The 16,292-nt window shown below is 74.8% G+C and carries 17 protein-coding genes; 10 read left to right on the forward strand and 7 right to left on the reverse strand.

Annotated features, from left to right (window positions below):
• Window positions 1-9 precede the first annotated feature (9 nt).
• The 4 genes from ACLQ2V_RS11265 to npdG all read left to right on the forward strand — a co-directional run bounded on the left by ACLQ2V_RS11265 (window position 10) and on the right by npdG (window position 3,662).
• Window positions 10-213: a hypothetical protein gene (locus tag ACLQ2V_RS11265; RefSeq protein ID WP_425718369.1), complete on the forward strand. Its 204-nt coding sequence runs from the start codon at window positions 10-12 to the stop codon at window positions 211-213.
• 82 nt (window positions 214-295) lie between these two features.
• A complete protein-coding gene (locus tag ACLQ2V_RS11270; protein WP_425718370.1) occupies window positions 296-1,342 on the forward strand; it encodes a histone in 1,047 nt (348 codons plus the stop codon).
• 60 nt (window positions 1,343-1,402) lie between these two features.
• On the forward strand, window positions 1,403-2,836 hold the full coding sequence (locus tag ACLQ2V_RS11275) for an RNB domain-containing ribonuclease (protein ID WP_425718371.1): 1,434 nt from the start codon (window positions 1,403-1,405) through the stop codon (window positions 2,834-2,836).
• A gap of 127 nt (window positions 2,837-2,963) precedes the next feature.
• On the forward strand, window positions 2,964-3,662 hold the full coding sequence (gene npdG, locus ACLQ2V_RS11280) for an NADPH-dependent F420 reductase (RefSeq protein WP_425718372.1): 699 nt from the start codon (window positions 2,964-2,966) through the stop codon (window positions 3,660-3,662).
• Between the two features lie 90 nt (window positions 3,663-3,752).
• On the opposite strand, the gene ACLQ2V_RS11285 is transcribed toward npdG, so the two are convergent.
• The 3 genes from ACLQ2V_RS11285 to ACLQ2V_RS11295 form a co-directional block, all read right to left on the reverse strand.
• A complete protein-coding gene (locus ACLQ2V_RS11285; protein ID WP_425718373.1) occupies window positions 3,753-5,003 on the reverse strand; it encodes a DUF222 domain-containing protein in 1,251 nt (416 codons plus the stop codon).
• Window positions 5,004-5,120: 117 nt separating this feature from the next.
• Window positions 5,121-5,966 (reverse strand): 3-methyl-2-oxobutanoate hydroxymethyltransferase, encoded by an 846-nt coding sequence (gene panB / locus ACLQ2V_RS11290; RefSeq protein WP_425718374.1) that lies wholly within the window; start codon window positions 5,964-5,966, stop codon window positions 5,121-5,123.
• Window positions 5,967-6,115: 149 nt separating this feature from the next.
• Complete coding sequence (locus tag ACLQ2V_RS11295; RefSeq protein WP_425718375.1) at window positions 6,116-7,876, reverse strand: NAD+ synthase; 1,761 nt, start codon at window positions 7,874-7,876, stop codon at window positions 6,116-6,118.
• A 215-nt stretch (window positions 7,877-8,091) separates the two neighbouring features.
• On the opposite strand from ACLQ2V_RS11295, the gene glnA reads away from it, so the two are divergent.
• The 3 genes from glnA (at window position 8,092) to ACLQ2V_RS11310 (ending at window position 10,699) form a co-directional block, all read left to right on the forward strand.
• Entirely contained in the window at window positions 8,092-9,441 is a 1,350-nt protein-coding gene (gene glnA / locus ACLQ2V_RS11300) for a type I glutamate--ammonia ligase (protein ID WP_425718376.1), read from the forward strand.
• Window positions 9,442-9,543: 102 nt separating this feature from the next.
• Entirely contained in the window at window positions 9,544-9,969 is a 426-nt protein-coding gene (locus ACLQ2V_RS11305) for a DUF350 domain-containing protein (RefSeq protein WP_425718377.1), read from the forward strand.
• A 37-nt stretch (window positions 9,970-10,006) separates the two neighbouring features.
• Entirely contained in the window at window positions 10,007-10,699 is a 693-nt protein-coding gene (locus tag ACLQ2V_RS11310) for a helix-turn-helix transcriptional regulator (RefSeq protein WP_425718378.1), read from the forward strand.
• Window positions 10,700-10,800: 101 nt separating this feature from the next.
• Here the strand turns inward: ACLQ2V_RS11310 and ACLQ2V_RS11315 are convergent, their stop codons facing one another.
• On the reverse strand, window positions 10,801-11,022 hold the full coding sequence (locus tag ACLQ2V_RS11315; RefSeq protein ID WP_425718379.1) for a helix-turn-helix transcriptional regulator: 222 nt from the start codon (window positions 11,020-11,022) through the stop codon (window positions 10,801-10,803).
• Window positions 11,023-11,347: 325 nt separating this feature from the next.
• On the opposite strand from ACLQ2V_RS11315, the gene ACLQ2V_RS11320 reads away from it, so the two are divergent.
• Window positions 11,348-11,725 (forward strand): VOC family protein, encoded by a 378-nt coding sequence (locus ACLQ2V_RS11320; protein WP_425718380.1) that lies wholly within the window; start codon window positions 11,348-11,350, stop codon window positions 11,723-11,725.
• A gap of 84 nt (window positions 11,726-11,809) precedes the next feature.
• Here the strand turns inward: ACLQ2V_RS11320 and ACLQ2V_RS11325 are convergent, their stop codons facing one another.
• On the reverse strand, window positions 11,810-12,379 hold the full coding sequence (locus ACLQ2V_RS11325) for a TetR/AcrR family transcriptional regulator (protein ID WP_425718381.1): 570 nt from the start codon (window positions 12,377-12,379) through the stop codon (window positions 11,810-11,812).
• Between the two features lie 137 nt (window positions 12,380-12,516).
• Here ACLQ2V_RS11325 and ACLQ2V_RS11330 point away from each other — a divergent pair, with 137 nt between their 5' ends.
• Window positions 12,517-13,443: an NmrA/HSCARG family protein gene (locus ACLQ2V_RS11330; RefSeq protein ID WP_425718382.1), complete on the forward strand. Its 927-nt coding sequence runs from the start codon at window positions 12,517-12,519 to the stop codon at window positions 13,441-13,443.
• A gap of 139 nt (window positions 13,444-13,582) precedes the next feature.
• On the opposite strand, the gene ACLQ2V_RS11335 is transcribed toward ACLQ2V_RS11330, so the two are convergent.
• Window positions 13,583-14,170, reverse strand: coding sequence for a hypothetical protein (locus ACLQ2V_RS11335; RefSeq protein ID WP_425718383.1), 588 nt, complete (start codon window positions 14,168-14,170; stop codon window positions 13,583-13,585).
• A gap of 180 nt (window positions 14,171-14,350) precedes the next feature.
• On the opposite strand from ACLQ2V_RS11335, the gene ACLQ2V_RS11340 reads away from it, so the two are divergent.
• On the forward strand, window positions 14,351-15,232 hold the full coding sequence (locus tag ACLQ2V_RS11340; RefSeq protein WP_425718384.1) for a virginiamycin B lyase family protein: 882 nt from the start codon (window positions 14,351-14,353) through the stop codon (window positions 15,230-15,232).
• Window positions 15,233-15,282: 50 nt separating this feature from the next.
• Here ACLQ2V_RS11340 and ACLQ2V_RS11345 read toward each other — a convergent pair whose 3' ends face one another.
• Window positions 15,283-16,158 (reverse strand): S66 peptidase family protein, encoded by an 876-nt coding sequence (locus ACLQ2V_RS11345; RefSeq protein ID WP_425718818.1) that lies wholly within the window; start codon window positions 16,156-16,158, stop codon window positions 15,283-15,285.
• Window positions 16,159-16,292 lie beyond the last annotated feature (134 nt).

Consider the following 16,292-nt stretch of genomic DNA (forward strand, 5'->3'; position numbering starts at 1 on the left):
AGTGATCCCATGAGCGACAGCGGAAGTGGTGGGCGTTACTACTGGTGCATCCGACACCACCGGGTCGAGACCGACGCCGACGTCTGCGCGGCGCGGCACGTGCTCGGGCCGTACGCCTCGGCGGGCGACGCCGAGAACGCCCTGCAGAAGGTGCAGGAGCGCAACGACACCTGGGACGCCGAGGACGCCCGCTGGGCCGGGGAGGGCAGATAGGCGGCGCGGGACGGCCCGCGTCGAGGAACGCGGTGCCCCCTGAGGAGGCACGCGAAAGCATGTCCCCAAGGAGGGAACCGAGATGGCCGAAGCACCGAAGGCCACCACCCGCCCGGCCGCCCAACGTGCGTCCGCGAAGAAGACCGTCGCGGCCGAGCGGACCACGGGCCGGACCCGGGCCACGGCCACGCGCGGCACCGCGACGGCGGCCACGGCGAGCCGGGGGACGACCGTGACCCAGGCGTCCCCGAACGCCTCCGGCGCCGGGGCGGGGCGGGTGCCGGCGAAGCGGGCGGTGGCGAAGAAGGCCGCCGCGACGAAGATCGCGGCCACCCGGCCCCCGGCGAAGCGGGCCCCGGCCGCGCGGGCCTCGGGGAAGACGGCTCCCGCCACGAAGATCACGGCGAAGCAGGCCCCGGTGGTCAGGACCGCCGCGAAGAAGACGGCCACCGCCAAGGCGGCGGCGAAGAAGACGGCCACCGCCAAGGCGGCGACGGCGAAGAAGGCCGCGGCGGCGAAGGCCGCGGCGAAGCAGGCTCCGACAGCGAAGTCCACGGCGGGGGCGAAGTCCACGGCGGCGCAGAAGTCCACGGCGGGGGCGAAGAGCACGGCGGCGAAGAAGTCCACGGCGGCGAAGTCCACGGCGGCGCAGAAGTCCACGGCGGCGGCGAAGTCCACGGCGGCGGCGAAGTCCACGCCGGCGAAGAGGTCCACGGCGGCGAAGAAGACCACCGCGACGAAGAAGACCACCGCGACGAAGCGGGCTCCGGCGGCGAAGGCCGCTGGGAAGCGAGCTCCGGCGAAGAAGAGCGCGGCGAAGAAGGCTCCCGCCGCGAAGCGGACCGGCGCTGCGGCGACGCGGAAGACGACCTCGGTGGCCAAGAAGTCCACGGCCAAGAAGTCCACGGCCAAGAAGTCCACGGCGAAGAAGACGGCCCCGGCGGCGAAGAAGACGGCCCCGGCGGCGAAGAAGACGGCCTCGGCGGCGAAGAAGGCGCCGGCGCGGAAGTCGACCACCGCCCGGAAGTCGACCACCGCCCGGACGAGCGCCGCCCGGACGAGCGCCGACCGCACGGGCACCCGTACCTCCTCGCCCCGGGCCTCGGCGTCGCGCAAGGCCACCGGCTGACCGTGCCGGCGCGGTCGCGCCGGTGAGCGGATCGCCTGCCGCGCTGTCAGGATTGACCCCGTGGTCATCCGACGCGTACTGGCGCCCCGCATCGACTTCGGCGCGCTGCGCCGCGAGCTGGGGCTGCCCGAGCAGTTCCCGCCCGCCGCGCAGCGCGAGGCGGAGGCGGCGGCCGGTGCGCCGCCCCGGCCCGCCGTCGACCGGACCGACGTCCCGTTCGTCACCGTCGACCCCGCCGCCTCGCGGGACCTCGACCAGGCGATGCACCTCGCCCGCCGTTCCGGTGGCGGCTACCGGGTCCGGTACGCCATCGCCGACGTCGCCGCCCACGTGCGCCCCGGCGGGGCCCTGGAGGAGGAGACCTGGCGGCGGGGGCAGACCGTGTACCTGCCCGACGGCAACGTGCCGCTGCACCCGCACGCCCTCAGCGAGGGCGCGGCCAGCCTGCTGCCGGAGCAGGACCGGGCGGCCGTGGTGTGGACCATCGACCTCGACTCCGACGGCGGCACGGTCGCCGTCGCGCTGGAACGCGCCCTGGTCCGCAGCCGCGCGAAGCTGGACTACGTGGGCGTCCAGGCCGACGCCGACGCCGGGCGGCTGCCCGAGCCGATCGCCCTGCTGCCCGAGATCGGCACCCTGCTCACCGCGCGCGGGCTGCGCCGGGGCGCGGTGAACCTGCCGCTGCCCGAGCAGGACGTCGAGGCCGACGGCGACGGCTGGCGGCTGGTGCTGCGCGGGCCGGCCCCGATGGAGGACCACAACGCGCAGATCTCCCTGCTCACCGGGATGGCCGCCGCCGACATCATGCTGGCCGGCCGGGTCGGGCTGCTGCGTACCATGCCCGCGCCGAAGCCGGAGGCGGTGGCCCGGCTGCGCACCGCCGCCGCCCCGCTGGGCGTGCAGTGGCCGGCGGGGGTCAGCGTCGGCGAGGTGCTCGCCGGGCTGGACACCGCGCAGCCCCGGGCGGCGGCGTTCGTCGACCAGGCGGCCGAGCTGATGCGCGGGGCCGCGTACACGGCGTTCGACGGCACGCCGCCCGAGCAGCCGGAGCACGGCGGGGTCGCGGCCGCGTACGCGCACGTCACGGCGCCGCTGCGCCGGCTCGCCGACCGGTACGCCACGGAGGTCTGCCTGGCCCTGCACGACGGGCGGGCGGTGCCCGACTGGGCGCGGGCGGCGCTGCCGAAGCTGCCGGAGGTGATGGCCGCGACCGACCGGGCTGCCGGCGCGGCCACCCGGGGCGCGATCGAGCTGGCCGAGGCGGTGCTGCTGGAGCATCGGGTCGGCGAGACGTTCGACGCGGCGGTGCTCGACGTGGACGCCCCGCCGAACGGCCAGTCGAAGCCGGGCCGGCCGCCCGGCGGCACGGTGGCGCTGGACGCCCCGGCGGTGCGGGCCCGCTGCACCGGCGAGCTGCCGCTGGGGGAGCGGGTGCGGGTCCGGCTGGTCACCGCCGACCCGACCGCCCGGAAGGTCCTCTTCGAGCTGGCCTGAGCCCGGCCCGCCGCGGCGGGGACTCGGATGCCGAGGCCCGCCGGTCCGCAGCCGCGACCCCGGCGCCTGGTGATATCTCACATCCGCCGAGGCCGCCGCCGGGCCGGCCGTTTGACAGGATGGGCCCATGGCATACGAGGCGAGCGCGCTGCCCGACGTGTCCGGGCTGACCGTCGGCATCATCGGCGGCACCGGCGACCAGGGCCGGGGGCTGGCCTACCGGTTCGCCCGAGCGGGGCAGAGCGTGCTGATCGGCTCCCGCACCGCACAGCGGGCCGGGCAGGCCGCCGAGGAGATCGCCGCGCTGCCCGGGGTGGCCCCCGGCGCGACCGTCGGCGGGGCGGAGAACGCCGAGGTGGCCCGCCGCAGCGACGTGGTGGTCATCGCGGTGCCGTGGGACGGCCACGCCGCCACCGTCGCCGCCCTGGCGCAGCCCCTCGCCGGGAAGATCGTCGTGGACTGCGTCAACCCGCTCGGCTTCGACAAGCAGGGCCCGTACGCGCTGCCCGTCGCCGAGGGCAGCGCCGTGCAGCAGGCCGCCGCGCTGCTGCCCGAGTCCCGGGTCTGCGCCGCGTTCAACCACGTCAGCGCGCCGCTGCTGGCCGACCCGGAGATCGACCGGATCGACCTGGACGTGCTCATCTGCACCGAGCACCGCGAGCTGGTCGACATCGTCGCCGCGCTCGCCGCCCGCATCCCCGGCATGCGGGGCATCTACGCGGGGCGGCTGCGCAACGCCCACCAGATCGAGGCGTTCACCGCCAACCTGATCGCCATCAACAAGCGCTACAAGGCGCACGCCGGCATCCGGGTCACCGACCTCTGAGCCGCCTCGGCCCCGTCGGCTGAGCCGGCTCGGCCCCGTCGGCTGAGGCGGTCCGGGCGGTGCGTCGTGGGTGCCGCCGCTCCGTGGTCGTCACGTGCGTCGGTGGTACTGGTTGCGGCGCGGGTTGCGGCCAGGATCGAGCCAGGCGGGTGGCAGGAACTCGGGCAGCCCGTCGGCGGCGAGGCGGACCTGCCATCCGTGGTGGTGGACCTGCCGGTGGTGGTGCCGGCAGAGCAGGACCGCGTTGTCGAGGTTGGTCCTGCCGCCGTCCGCCCAATGGCGGATGTGGTGGGCGTCGCACCAGCGGGGCGGGCGGTCGCAGCCGGGGAAGGCACAGCCACGGTCGCGCAGGACGAGAGCCCGCCGGAGTGGACCGTTGACGAGGCGGCGTCGTCGGCCGAGGTCGAGGACCTGGCCGGCACCGTCGAGAACGGCTGGCAGGATCGCCGCATCGCAGGCCAGCCGGCGCACCGTGGCGGGGGGCAGCCGCAGCCCGGTGTCGAGGGTGCCGAGGCCCAGCTGACCCCGGAGCACGTCGTAGTCCGTCGTGACGACGATCTGGGCGGTGTCGGCGCCGTGCTCGGGCAACTGATCGCTGCGCAGTGCGAGGCGGCAGACGTCGGCGAGCGCGTCGGCGCGACGCTGCCCCGCGCTGCGGACGTCGTCCAGCCCTTGCGGCCTGCTCAGCGGCTCGATGGCAGCATTTAGCAGCGCGCCGGCCTCCGCGTCCAGGCTGCCGGTGAGCCGGATCCGACCGTCCGGAAGGTGGGTGAGGGTCAGCTGCCGGTGCCGCTCACCGCGCGCATCCTCCGCCGCCAACGCGGCTGCCTCGGCCGTCTCGGCCAGCTCGGGCGCGACATGGGTCAGGATCCGCGCGCCGAGCCGGCGCAGGATGGCCGGCTCGAACTGGGCCGCCGATTCGATGAGCAGGCGGGTCGCCCGGTCGGGGGCCGCCGCGCCGGCCGCTTCGGGGATGGCGGCGACGGCCTCGGCGATCACCCGACCCTGCTCGAGGGTGATGGTGCCGGCGGCGAGCGCGGCGCGCAGCGCGGGCGTCGTCGCATCCAGCGTCAGGGCGTCGGCCACCAGCCGCCGTGCTCCGCCGATCGACAGCCGTAGCCGTTCCCGGAGCCAGGCGGCGGTGGACGAGGCGCCGTGGGCCGCCGCCACGCCCCGGCCGTCGATCTCGCGGACCAGCGCCAGCTTGACCGCCGCGAGGCGCTGCTCCAGCACGTGCACCGCGTCGAGCGCCTCGATGAGCGCCGGGTCGGGCATCGCCCATGCCGGCGCGTCGACGCACGGCCGTACCGCCAGGTCCGCCCGCGTCAGCTCGTCGATCACCCGAACAGATTAGAACGCCTGTACGACAAAACTGCGCCCGTCGGCCGCCCGACTCCGTGGGCGAGCGGTGCGGCCGGTGGCGGCCGCACCGCTCGCCGCGCGGAAGGCGAGGCGTACTCAGAAGGTGTGTTCGGCGGCGGGGAACTCGCCGCCGCGAACCTCGTCGGCGTAGCGGCGGGCCGCGTCGGTGAGCGTGCCGGCCAGGTCGGCGTAGCGCTTGACGAACCGGGGGGCCTTGCCGGTGCGCAGGCCCGCCATGTCCTGCCAGACCAGCACCTGCGCGTCGGTGTCGGGGCCGGCGCCGATGCCGACGGTGGGGATCGGCAGCTCGGCGGTGACCCGCTTGGCCACCTCGCCGGGCACCATCTCCAGCACCACCGCGAATGCGCCCGCCTCGGTCACCGCCCGCGCGTCGGCCAGCACGTCGTCGGCGGCCTCGCCGCGCCCCTGCACCCGGTACCCGCCGAGGGCGTGCTCGCTCTGCGGGGTGAAGCCGATGTGCGCCATCACCGGGATACCGGCCCCGACGATCGCCGCGATCTGCCCGGCGCAGCGCCGGCCGCCCTCCAGCTTCACCGCATGGCAGCCGGCCTCCTTCATGAACCGCACGGCGGTGCGCAGCGCCTGCGTCGGCCCCTCCTCGTACGAGCCGAAGGGCAGGTCGGCGACGACGAGCGCCTGCCGGGTGGCCCGGACCACGGCGCGGACCAGCGGCAGCAGCTCGTCGGTGGTCACCGGCAGCGTCGTTTCATGGCCGAAGACGTTGTTCGCCGCCGAGTCGCCGACCAGCAGCGCCGGGATGCCGATCCCGTCGAAGATCGACGCCGTGTACTGGTCGTACGAGGTGAGCATCGACCACTTCTCGCCGCGCTCCTTGGCGGCCAGCAGGTCGCGGGTGCGGACCCGCCGGGTGGCCGGGCCGCCGTAGAGGGCGCTCACCTCGGTCGGGGTGGACTCCATCATGCCTGTCTCCTCTCCTCGAGGCCGCCGTCGCGGTCCCCGGGTCGTCCCGGAAGCGTCGCACCGGGCGAGCGACGGCGATAGGCGACAGTGCAGGATTTCACTCCCCGGCGACCGGGACCGCCGTCAGCGGCCCCGGGCCGGGGGCGGGCTCAGCCGTCCTCGCGCCAGCGGTTGGTGATGGGCAGCCGGCGGTCCCGCCCGAACGCCTTGATCGAGATCTTGGTGCCCGGCGCGGACTGGCGGCGCTTGTACTCCGCGGTGTCGACCATCCGCAGCACCCGGTCGACGACGGCCGGGTCGTGGCCCGCCTCGACCAACCCGCCGCGGCCGAGGTCGCCGTCGACGTAGCCGATCAGGATCGGGTCGAGCACGTTGTAGTCGGGCAGCGTGTCGCTGTCGAGCTGGCCGGGGCTCAGCTCGGCGCTCGGCGGCTTGCCGATCGAGTTCTCCGGGATCGGCGGGGTCTCGCCCCGGCGGGCGGCGTCGGCGTTGCGCCACTTCGCCAACCGCCAGACCAGCGTCTTCCACACGTCCTTGATCGGGTTGAACCCGCCGACCGAGTCGCCGTAGAGGGTGGAGTAGCCCACCGCCAGCTCGCTCTTGTTGCCGGTGGTGAGGACGAGGTGGCCCTCCTGGTTCGACAGGGCCATCAGGATCACCCCGCGCACCCGGGCCTGGAGGTTCTCCACCGCCACCCCGGCCAGCGACAGGTTCGCCAGGAAGGCGTCCACCATCGGCTGGATCGGCTCGACCCGGTAGTCCAGCCCGGTGCGCTTGGCCAGGTCCTCCGCGTCGGCGCGGGAGTGCTCCGAGGAGTGCTGGCTGGGCAGCGACACCCCGACCACCCGGTCCGGGCCGAGCGCGTCGACCGCGAGGGCCGCCACCACCGCCGAGTCGATGCCGCCGGAGAGCCCGAGCACCACCGACGGGAAGCGGTTCTTGTCGACGTAGTCGCGCAGGCCCGACACCAGCGCCGCCCACACCTCCGCCTCGTCGGCCGCCGGCTCGACAATTTCGCCGACGGCCGGCCCGCCCCCGGCGGGCGGCGGCACCGCGTCGACCTCGGCGCGCACGACCCGCATCCCGTCGGCCAGTTCGCCGTCGCCGTCGGCCGGCCCGCCCGACGCGGGCAGCTCCACGTCGTGCAGGAGCAGGTGCTCGACGAACTGCGGGGCGCGGGCCAGCAGCGTGCCGTCCGCCTCGACGATCATCGAGTCGCCCTCGAAGACCAGCTCGTCCTGGGCGCCGACCATGTTGACGTACGCCACGGTGGCGCCCGCCTCGGCGGCCCGGCGGCGCACCAGCGGCAGCCGCACGTCGTCCTTGTTCAGCTCGTACGGCGAACCGTTGATCGTCACCACCAGGCCCACCCCGGCGCGGCGGGCCACCGCGAACGGGCCGCCCGACTGCCACAGGTCCTCGCAGATGGTCAGCGCCACGTCCACCCCGCCGACGCGCACCACGGTCAGGGCGTCGCCGGGGACGAAGTAGCGGTCCTCGTCGAAGACCCCGTAGTTGGGCAGGTGGTGCTTGAAGTAGCGGGCCACCACCTCGCCCCGGTGCAGCACGGCGGCGGCGTTGCGGGCCCCGCGCCCCGGCTCGGCGTCGGAGCTGACCTGCGGTGGGCCGTCGGCGTCCAGGTAGCCGACGACCACCGGCAGCTCGCCGAGGCCGTCGGCGGCCAGGTCGGCGGCGAGGTCGCGCAGCGCGGCCTGGGACGCGGCGACGAAGGAGCGGCGGAAGACCAGGTCCTCGACCGGGTAGCCGGTCAGCACCATCTCCGGGAAGAGGACGAGCTGGGCGCCGTCGTCGGCGGCCCGCCGGGTCCACCGGCGGACCAGGTCGGCGTTGCCGGCGAGGTCGCCGACGCTCGGGTTCACCTGGGACAGGGCGAGACGCAGGGTGGGCATGTCCACATCTTGCCCCAGCCCGGCGCGGTCGACACGGCGGGCGGCGCAGTGCGGCGTGGGCCTCGACCCGGCCCCGGCCGGGCCGCGCGGGCCAGGTGGCGGGACACGACGGGACGTCGTACGGCACTTCGCGTAACGTCTGCGTAAAGGAGCCGGGGGAGACTGGTCGGCCAGGCCCGGCCGATGGACGGACGAGAGTGTCGCGAGGGGTGGAAGTGGACCGTCAGCAGGAGTTCGTTCTCCGTACGCTGGAAGAGCGCGACATTCGGTTCGTCCGGCTCTGGTTCACCGATGTGCTCGGCACACTCAAGAGCGTCAGCGTCGCGCCCGCCGAGCTGGAGTCGGCCTTCGAGGAGGGCATCGGCTTCGACGGCTCCGCGATCGAGGGCTTCGCCCGGGTCTTCGAGTCCGACATGGTCGCCATGCCCGACCCGACCACCTTCCAGGTCTTCCCCTTCGAGGGCGGGGTCAGCGGCGAGAGCGCCCGGATGTTCTGCGACATCCTGCTGCCCGACGGCGGCCCGTCCTGGGCCGACCCCCGGCACGTGCTGCGCCGGATGCTCTCCCGGGCGGCCGAGAAGGGCTTCACCTTCTACACCCACCCCGAGATCGAGTTCTTCCTGCTCGAGAACGGCCCGCAGGACGGCTCGGTGCCCGTCCCGGTCGACACCGGCGGCTACTTCGAGCACACCACGCACGCCGTGGCGCGGGACTTCCGCCGCCAGGCCGTGCTGTCGCTGGAGCGCATCGGCATCTCGGTGGAGTTCAGCCACCACGAGGTGGCCCCCGGCCAGCAGGAGATCGACCTGCGCTACGCCGACGCGCTGACCACCGCCGACAACATCATGACGTTCCGGCACGTGGTCAAGGAAGTGGCGCTCTCCACCGGGGTGCAGGCCAGCTTCATGCCGAAGCCCTTCACCGACCAGCCCGGCAGCGGCATGCACACCCACCTGTCGCTCTTCGAGGGCGAGCGCAACGCGTTCCACGACGCCGGCGACCCGATGAAGCTGTCGAAGGTGGCGAAGTCGTTCATCGCCGGGCTGCTGGTGCACGCCCGGGAGTACACGGCGGTCACCAACCAGTGGGTCAACTCGTACAAGCGGCTCTTCCCGCAGGCGCTGCCGGACCGGATCACCGAGAGCCCCGCGTACGTCTGCTGGGGGCACCTGAACCGCTCCGCGCTGGTCCGCGTCCCCGCGTACGGCAAGCCGAACTCCGCCCGGGTGGAGGTCCGCTCGCTGGACTCGGCGACGAACCCCTACCTGGCCTTCGCGGTGCTGCTCGGCGCCGGCCTCAAGGGCATCGAGGAGGGCTACGAGCTGCCCCCGGGCGCCGAGGACGACGTCTGGTCGCTCAGCAGCGCCGAGCGCCGCGCCATGGGGTACCAGGCGCTGCCGGAGAACCTCGCCGAGGCGATCGACGTGATGGCAGGCTCCGAGCTGGTCGCCGAGGTGCTCGGCGAGCACGTCTTCGACTTCTTCCTGCGCAACAAGCGGGCCGAGTGGGAGCAGTACCGCCGCGAGGTCACCCCCTACGAGCGGCAGCGCTACCTGTCGCTGTAGCGGCATCGACGACGCGCCCCGCCGGGCCTTGCGGCAAGCCGCTATCGTCTCGATCACCGCGCCGGCACCCCCGCCGGGCGGCAGGTGGTCGGGAGGCAGTCGGTGCTGGAGGATCTGTTCAGCGGGGCCTGGCAGAGCGTCGTTTTCGGGATCGTCGGGGTGGGGCTGATGGCGGCCGGCTTCGGCCTGGTCGACCTGCTCACCCCCGGCAAGCTCCGGGAGCTGATCTGGGTCCAGCGCAACGCCAACGCCGGGTTGCTGCTCGCGGCCAACCAGCTCGGCATCGCGGGGATCGTGTTCACCGCGATCATCACCAGCTACGACGACTTCGGCAAGGGGCTGGCCTCCACCATCATCTTCGGGCTGATCGGCCTGCTGATCATGGCGCTGGCGTTCTTCGTGCTGGACCTGCTCACCCCCGGCAAGCTCGGCGAGGTCATCTGCTCCGACCAGCCGCACCCGGCGGCCCGGGTCAGCGCCGCCACCCACTTCGGGGCCGCGCTGATCGTCTGCGCCTGCATCGCCTGAGGCGCGGCTGTCGTACCGCAGCGGTAGCGTCCGGGGCGTGAACCGTACCGACCGCCTCTACGCCCTGGTGGAGGAGCTGCGGGCGGTCTCGCCCCGGCCGCGCAGCGCCCGCTGGCTGGCTGGTCGCTTCGAGGTCAGCGCCCGCACCATCGAGCGGGACATCGGGGCGTTGCAGCAGGCCGGGGTGCCGATCTGGGCCGAGCCGGGGCGCACCGGCGGCTACGCCGTCGACCGGGCGCACACCCTGCCGCCGGTCAACCTCACCGCCGCCGAGGCGGTGGCGATGGCCGTGGCGCTGCACCGCCTCGGCGGCAGCCCGTTCGCCGCCGCCGGCGCGACGGCGCTGCGCAAGCTGCTGGCGGTGCTCCCCGCCGCCGACGCAGCCGAGGCACGCCGGCTGGCGGGGCGGGTGCACCTGGTCGGCGGCGGGCCGGCCGCGCCCGTCCCGGCCGCCGTCGCCGGCGCGGTCACCGCCCGCCGGGCCCTGCGCATCGGGTACGCCGACCGCGCGGGCGCCGCCACCGAGCGCACCGTCGAGCCGCTGGGTTTCCTCGGCAACCCCTGGCACTGGTACCTGGTGGCCTGGTGCCGGCTGCGCGACGGGCCGCGCGCGTTCCGGGTCGACCGGATCGGCGCGGTCACGGTGCTGCCGGAGCCGGTCACCCGCGAGCTGCGCCTCGACGAGCTGGACATCCCGGCGGGGCGGCTCAGCCCGCTGACCCTGGCCTGAACCGGCCCGCCCGCCTGTCTGGCGGCCCGTTCCTGCGTCTCATCGAGCCGATTCCGACCTGCGCTGGATGCTAGCGCCGCCCCTGTCGAGGCGGGGTGTGGTCAGCCCTGCTCGTCCTCATCCGCTGGCGGCTTGGGACGGCGGTAGTCCCGGATGTATGCCTCGACGTCCGACCGCAACCACACCGACCCGACCGACAACGTCTGGAACGGGCGCGGGAAGTTCGGGTGGAGCGCGATGGCGCGGAACCGTGACCGGCTGACGTTCAGCATCTTCAAGATCTCGCCTGCGGCGACAAGTGGCCCCGGCACCTCATCGGTCATGCCAGAAACCTAGACCAGTGAACTCGTGCCGGGGTTGACACGGTTGGCTGCCACAGGCGAGGCGGTGGCCCGACGGGAGATCTTCGTACTGCGGGCGGGGTTGACGGTCCGACGACGAACCGCCCCGGCGCAACCAGGGCGGTCGAGACGAACGTGCGGGGTTCGCGGCCCGGTACCGCGACCGCCGCCCCGACCTTGTGTGGCGGCGGCTGCGCGCGCTGACGATCGATTCCGAATCGCCTGAGAAACACCGACAGGACGGTGTCGCGGCACCGGGCGAGGCTCTTCCCTGACGCCGGCCGCGCGGCCGGCACGAGGAGGAAACATGTCGAGCACGCCCATCACCTGGTTCGAGATCGGCACCGACCGTCCCGACGAGGCGGAACGCTTCTACGCGGAGCTCTTCGGCTGGACGTTCGAGGAGGAGGGTGCGCCGGGCCGGTCGTACCGGGTGACCGAGGGCGGGGCCGGCGGTGCGGAGTCCGGGATCGGCGGGGGGATCCGCGCCTCCGACGGCAGCGCCCCGAACTACGCCATCTTCTACGCCCACGTCACCGACGTGGCCGACGCCTGCCGGCGGGCCGAGGCGGCCGGCGGGAAGGTGCTGCTGCCGCCGGTCACCACGCCGACCGGCCTGACCTACGCCCACCTGCTCGACCCGTCGGGCAACCGCATCGGGATGTACACGGAGCCGACGGCATAGGCGTCGAGCCGGTGCCGATCGCCGGCCCGCCTGTCGCCGCCGGCCCGCCACCAGGCCGGCGGCGGCGATCTTCCTCTTCCCGACTCACCCCTGCCGGGGGCTGACGCCGGCGATGGCCAGGTCGAGCAGCCGGTTCGCCTCGGCGGCGGGGTCCGGGTGGAGCTCCGTGGCCAGGGCGATGCCGGTGATCAGGGTGAGCAGGTCGGTGATGGTCACGCCCGACGCGACTGCGCCCTGCTGCGCGGCGCGGCGCACCAGCGGGTCGCCGGCCTCGGTGAGCTGCGCCGTGGCGCAGTGCTCGTGGGGCTCGTCGGGGCCGGTCGCCTGGTCGCGGCACAGCGCGAGGGCCAGCCCTCGGATGGTGGCGGCGTACGCGGTGACGGCGCGCAGCCACTCCAGCAGCGCGGCCCGCGCGTCGGCGGCGTCGACCAGCTCGCGGGCGTGCCTGCTCAGGATCTCGACCCGTTCGTGGAAGACGGCCTCCAGCAGCGCGTGGCGGCTGGGGAAGTGCCGCCGCACGGTGGCCGAGCCGACTCCCGCGACGCGGGCGATCTGTTCCAGGGACGCGTCTGCGCCGTGCGCGGCGACCTCCGCCTCGGCCACGGCGAGCAGGCGGGCGCGGTTGCGCCGGGCGTCCGCGCGCTGGGCTGGCATGGGCGTCACCACCTCGGGCGGATTAAACGGCGGGGGCCGCCGTATCGGGTTGGCTAAGTGGCGGGGTCCGCCGTATCGTACCAAGCAGCAAACGGCGGCCCCCGCCGTTTCGAGGCCCGCACTTCAGGAGGACCCCCATGCCCACCGAACCCGCACCCGTCCTGGTCGTCGGTGCCACCGGACAGCAGGGCGGTGCCACCGCCCGCGCCCTGCTCGCGGCGGGCGTGCCCGTCCGGGCGCTGGTCCGCGACCCCGCGACGGACCGGGCGAAGGCGGTGCGGGCGCTCGGCGTCGAGCTGCGCACCGGCGACCTCGACGACCGTGACTCGCTGGTCGAGGCCGCCCGGGGCGCCCGAGCCGTCTTCTCCGTCCAGATGCCGCAGTCGAAGGGCGACGCCCTGGACTTCGACCGCGAGCTGGCCCAGGCCGTCAACCTGATCGAGGCGGCGCTCGCGGCCGACGTGCCGCAGTTCGTGCACACGTCCGTCTCCGGCGCCGGCCAGCACACCGAGACCCCCGGCTGGGCCGAGGGCCGCTGGGCGCCCCTGGAGCCGTACTACGCCGCCAAGGCGGGAATCCAGGATCGGGTACGCGAGGCGGGCTTCCCGCACTGGACGCTGATCAAGCCGGGCTTCTTCATGGAGAACTTCCTGCCCGCCGCGGCGTACCTGCTCCCGCGCGGCGTCGCCGGCGGCCTGGCGACCGTGCTGCGGCCCGGGACCCGGCTCTCCCTGGTCGCGGTCGACGACATCGGCCGGGCCGCCGCCGCAGCCGTCGCCGCGCCCGAGCGGTTCCACGCCGTCGAACTGGAGCTGGCGAGCGACCACCTGACCCTGACGGAGATCGCCGACGTCCTCTCCCGTGCGCTGGGCACCGAGCTGACCGCGCCCGACATGACCGAGCAGGAGGCGCTCGCGGCCGGAATGCCGCCGTTCGCGGCCCTGTCGCACGAGTTCGTGAACGCGGCCGAGCAACCCGCCCGCCCGGAGTACGCGCGGGCGCTCGGCATCCCGCTCACGAGCTTCGCCGAGTGGGCGCACCGACACCTGCGGGTCGACGCCTGACCCCGACCGTCGACCACGGGCGTTCCCGCCCGTCGCCCTGAACGCGCGCCGCAGCGGGCGGGAGCCGATGATCCCGGCACCCGCCCCTGCGCCGCGCGACGCGTGGCCCCACCCCGATCGGGCGGGGCCACGCGTGGCGTCACTTGCCCTCGGACTCGCCCTCGGCCGAGCCGCCGTCGGCCTGGTCGCCGCCCTGAGCCGGGCCGCCCTGAGCCGGGCCACCGTGGCCCGGACCACCCTTGCCCGGACCACCCTTGCCCGGACCGCCGGGGCCGTGGCCCCGCTCGCCACCGGCGGGGAAGACGCCCGCCTCGACGGCCTTGGTGATCGCGTCGGCCTGCTCCTGGGTGAGCTTGCCGTCCTCGACGGCCTGGGCCAGTCGCTCCTTCAGCGCGGCCTGCCGCTCGGCGGCGTCGGGCCGCTCACCCCGCTCACCCCGCTCGCCGCGCTCCGGCCGGGCGTTCTTCTGCTGCTCGCGCACCTTCTCCAGGGCGTCGGTCACCTTGGCGGTGTCGACCCCCAGCTCCTTGGCGAGCGCCTCGGCGAACTCGGCCTGCCGGTCGTCGCGCTGCTGCTGCCGGTCGGCGCCCGCGCTGCTGCTCGCGCTCGGCTTCGGCGTGGCGTCTCCCTCGGCGAACGCGACGGCGGGTGCCGCGATGCCCACGGTGAGCACGCCCGCCGCCGCGAGGCCGGCCAGCAGTTGCTTCTTCGTGATCGTGCGGGACATTCGTCCTCCAACTGATCGCTCGATTGCGTTGACGTCACCGAGCGTGACCGGACGGGCTGGGTGGGAGCCGTGGCGAACCTGTCAGCGGGCTGAAAGTCTGGCTGCGATCGGGGACAAATCGCTTGCGTGGACACGATCGACCCCAGAAGGTGAGACGTCCGATCGGAGAGGCGGTTCCCCTTGACCACACCCACCATCCACGAGACGGCCCTGCCGGACCCGCACTGCGGGCCGTACGGGATCACCGCCGGGCCGGACGGCGCGCTGTGGCTGACGCTGGTCCGCACCGGCGGGATCGCCCGGGTGACCGCCGACGGCGCGGTGCGGGTCCACCCCGGCGACCCCGCGAGCCGCCCGCTGATCATCACGGCGGGCCCGGACGGCGCGCTCTGGTTCACCCGCTCCGGCGACGACCGGCTCGGCCGGATCACCACCGCCGGGGAGGCGACGTCCGTCGCGCTGCCGGCCGGCACCGCCCCGTGCGGCATCGCCACCGGCCCCGACGGGGCCCTCTGGTACGCGGGGATGAGCAGCGACACCGTCGGCCGGGTCGGCACCGACGGGACCGTCACCGCGTACCCGCTGCCGGTCGCGGGCGGTCTCCCGTCGATGGTCACGGCGGGGCCCGACGAGGCCCTGTGGTTCACCCTCAACCAGGCCAACGCCATCGGCCGGATCGCGCCGGACGGCGCGGTGACCCTGCACCCGCTGCCCACGGAGGCCGCCGGGCCGGTCGGCATCACCTCGGGCGTCGACGGCGCGCTCTGGTTCGTCGAGATCGCCGCCGGTCAGCTCGGCCGGATCACCGTCGACGGCCGGATCGAGGAGTTTCCGCTGCCGGACCGCGCCGCCCGGCCGCACGCGATCGTCGCCGACCCGGCCGGCGGCTGCTGGTTCACCGAGTGGGCGGCCAACCGCATCGGCCACGTCACCCCCGACGGTCGCATCGACGGCTACGACCTACCCATCCCGGAGTCGGAGCCGCACGGCCTGGCGGTCCTGCCCGACGGCACGGTGCACGCCGCCCTGGAGCGCGGCACGGTCGCCCACCTCACCCGCTGAGGATCGCCGCACGCCTGCCGCGCCGAGGAGCGCAGCTTCCGCGCCGAGGGTCAGCGGACGGCGGGGGTGACCGTCAGGGTGCCCGCGTCGGCGTCCAGGGTGGCCGGGACGCCCACGCCGACGGTGAGCTGGCCGGTGCCGTGGCCGATCGGCAGGCCGCCGAGGACCGGCACGCCGAGGTCGCCGAGGCGGTCGGTCAGCACGTCGGCGACGGTCGTGTCCCAGCCGTCCGCGCAGTCGGTGAACTGCCCGACGGCCACCCCGGCCAGGCCGGCGAGCCGGCCGCTGCGGCGCAGCTGGGTGAGCATCCGGTCGACCTTGTACGGCGGCTCCTGGACGTCCTCGATCAGCAGCACCGCCCCGGTCAGGTCCGGCATGTCCGGGGTGCCCAGCGTGGCGGTCAGCAGGCAGAGGTTGCCGCCGAGCAGCGTCCCGGTGGCGCGGCCGGGCACCCGCACCGCGTACGTCTGCTCCTGCGCGTCGGCGGCGACGGTGACCGGCTCGGTGGTCATCAGCGCGGCGTGCAGCGACTCGGCCGAGCGCAGCGGGGTGCGCTCGTCGTGCCAGGCCGCGGCGGGGCCGTGCACGCCGGCCAGCCGGGCGCCCCGCCAGAGGGCGAGCTGCAACGCGGTGATGTCGGAGAAGCCCGCCACCACCTTCGGGTCCCGGCGCACCGCCGCCATGTCGATCGCGTCGACCATCCGCTGCGCGCCGTAGCCGCCCCGGGTGCAGATCACCCCGCGCACGCGGGGGTCGGCGAACGCGGTGTTCAGGTCGGCGGCGCGCAGCTCGTCGGCCCCGGCCAGGTAGCCGTGGCGGGCGTACGCGTGCGGTGCCAGCACCGGCCGCAGCCCCCAGCCGGTGAGCAGCTCGATGCCCCGGGCCAACCGCTCCGGGCGGATCGGCCCGGAGGGGGAGACGAGCATCACCGTGTCGCCGGGGCGCAGGACCGGGGGGCGCAGCACGGCGTCGTCGATGAGCACAGCCGCAGAGCCTAGCGCCGCCGCCCCGCTGCCGCGGCGACGGTCGCGCACCCCGGTCCACGCGGCCGGCCCCACCG

This window comes from Micromonospora sp. DT233 (assembly GCF_049841815.1).
In the GTDB taxonomy this organism is placed as follows: domain Bacteria; phylum Actinomycetota; class Actinomycetes; order Mycobacteriales; family Micromonosporaceae; genus Micromonospora.

What these genes read in the sequence shown, in the direction of transcription:
- ACLQ2V_RS11325 (WP_425718381.1), bottom strand. Translation starts at nt 12,379, where the DNA reads ATGCCAGCCCAGCGCGCGGACGCCCGGCGCAACCGCGCCCGCCTGCTC.
- ACLQ2V_RS11330 (WP_425718382.1), top strand. Translation starts at nt 12,517, where the DNA reads ATGCCCACCGAACCCGCACCCGTCCTGGTCGTCGGTGCCACCGGACAG.
- ACLQ2V_RS11320 (WP_425718380.1), top strand. Translation starts at nt 11,348, where the DNA reads ATGTCGAGCACGCCCATCACCTGGTTCGAGATCGGCACCGACCGTCCC.
- ACLQ2V_RS11335 (WP_425718383.1), bottom strand. Translation starts at nt 14,170, where the DNA reads ATGTCCCGCACGATCACGAAGAAGCAACTGCTGGCCGGCCTCGCGGCG.
- ACLQ2V_RS11265 (WP_425718369.1), top strand. Translation starts at nt 10, where the DNA reads ATGAGCGACAGCGGAAGTGGTGGGCGTTACTACTGGTGCATCCGACAC.
- panB (WP_425718374.1), bottom strand. Translation starts at nt 5,966, where the DNA reads ATGATGGAGTCCACCCCGACCGAGGTGAGCGCCCTCTACGGCGGCCCG.
- ACLQ2V_RS11270 (WP_425718370.1), top strand. Translation starts at nt 296, where the DNA reads ATGGCCGAAGCACCGAAGGCCACCACCCGCCCGGCCGCCCAACGTGCG.
- ACLQ2V_RS11295 (WP_425718375.1), bottom strand. Translation starts at nt 7,876, where the DNA reads ATGCCCACCCTGCGTCTCGCCCTGTCCCAGGTGAACCCGAGCGTCGGC.
- ACLQ2V_RS11315 (WP_425718379.1), bottom strand. Translation starts at nt 11,022, where the DNA reads ATGACCGATGAGGTGCCGGGGCCACTTGTCGCCGCAGGCGAGATCTTG.
- npdG (WP_425718372.1), top strand. Translation starts at nt 2,964, where the DNA reads ATGGCATACGAGGCGAGCGCGCTGCCCGACGTGTCCGGGCTGACCGTC.
- ACLQ2V_RS11345 (WP_425718818.1), bottom strand. Translation starts at nt 16,158, where the DNA reads ATGCTCGTCTCCCCCTCCGGGCCGATCCGCCCGGAGCGGTTGGCCCGG.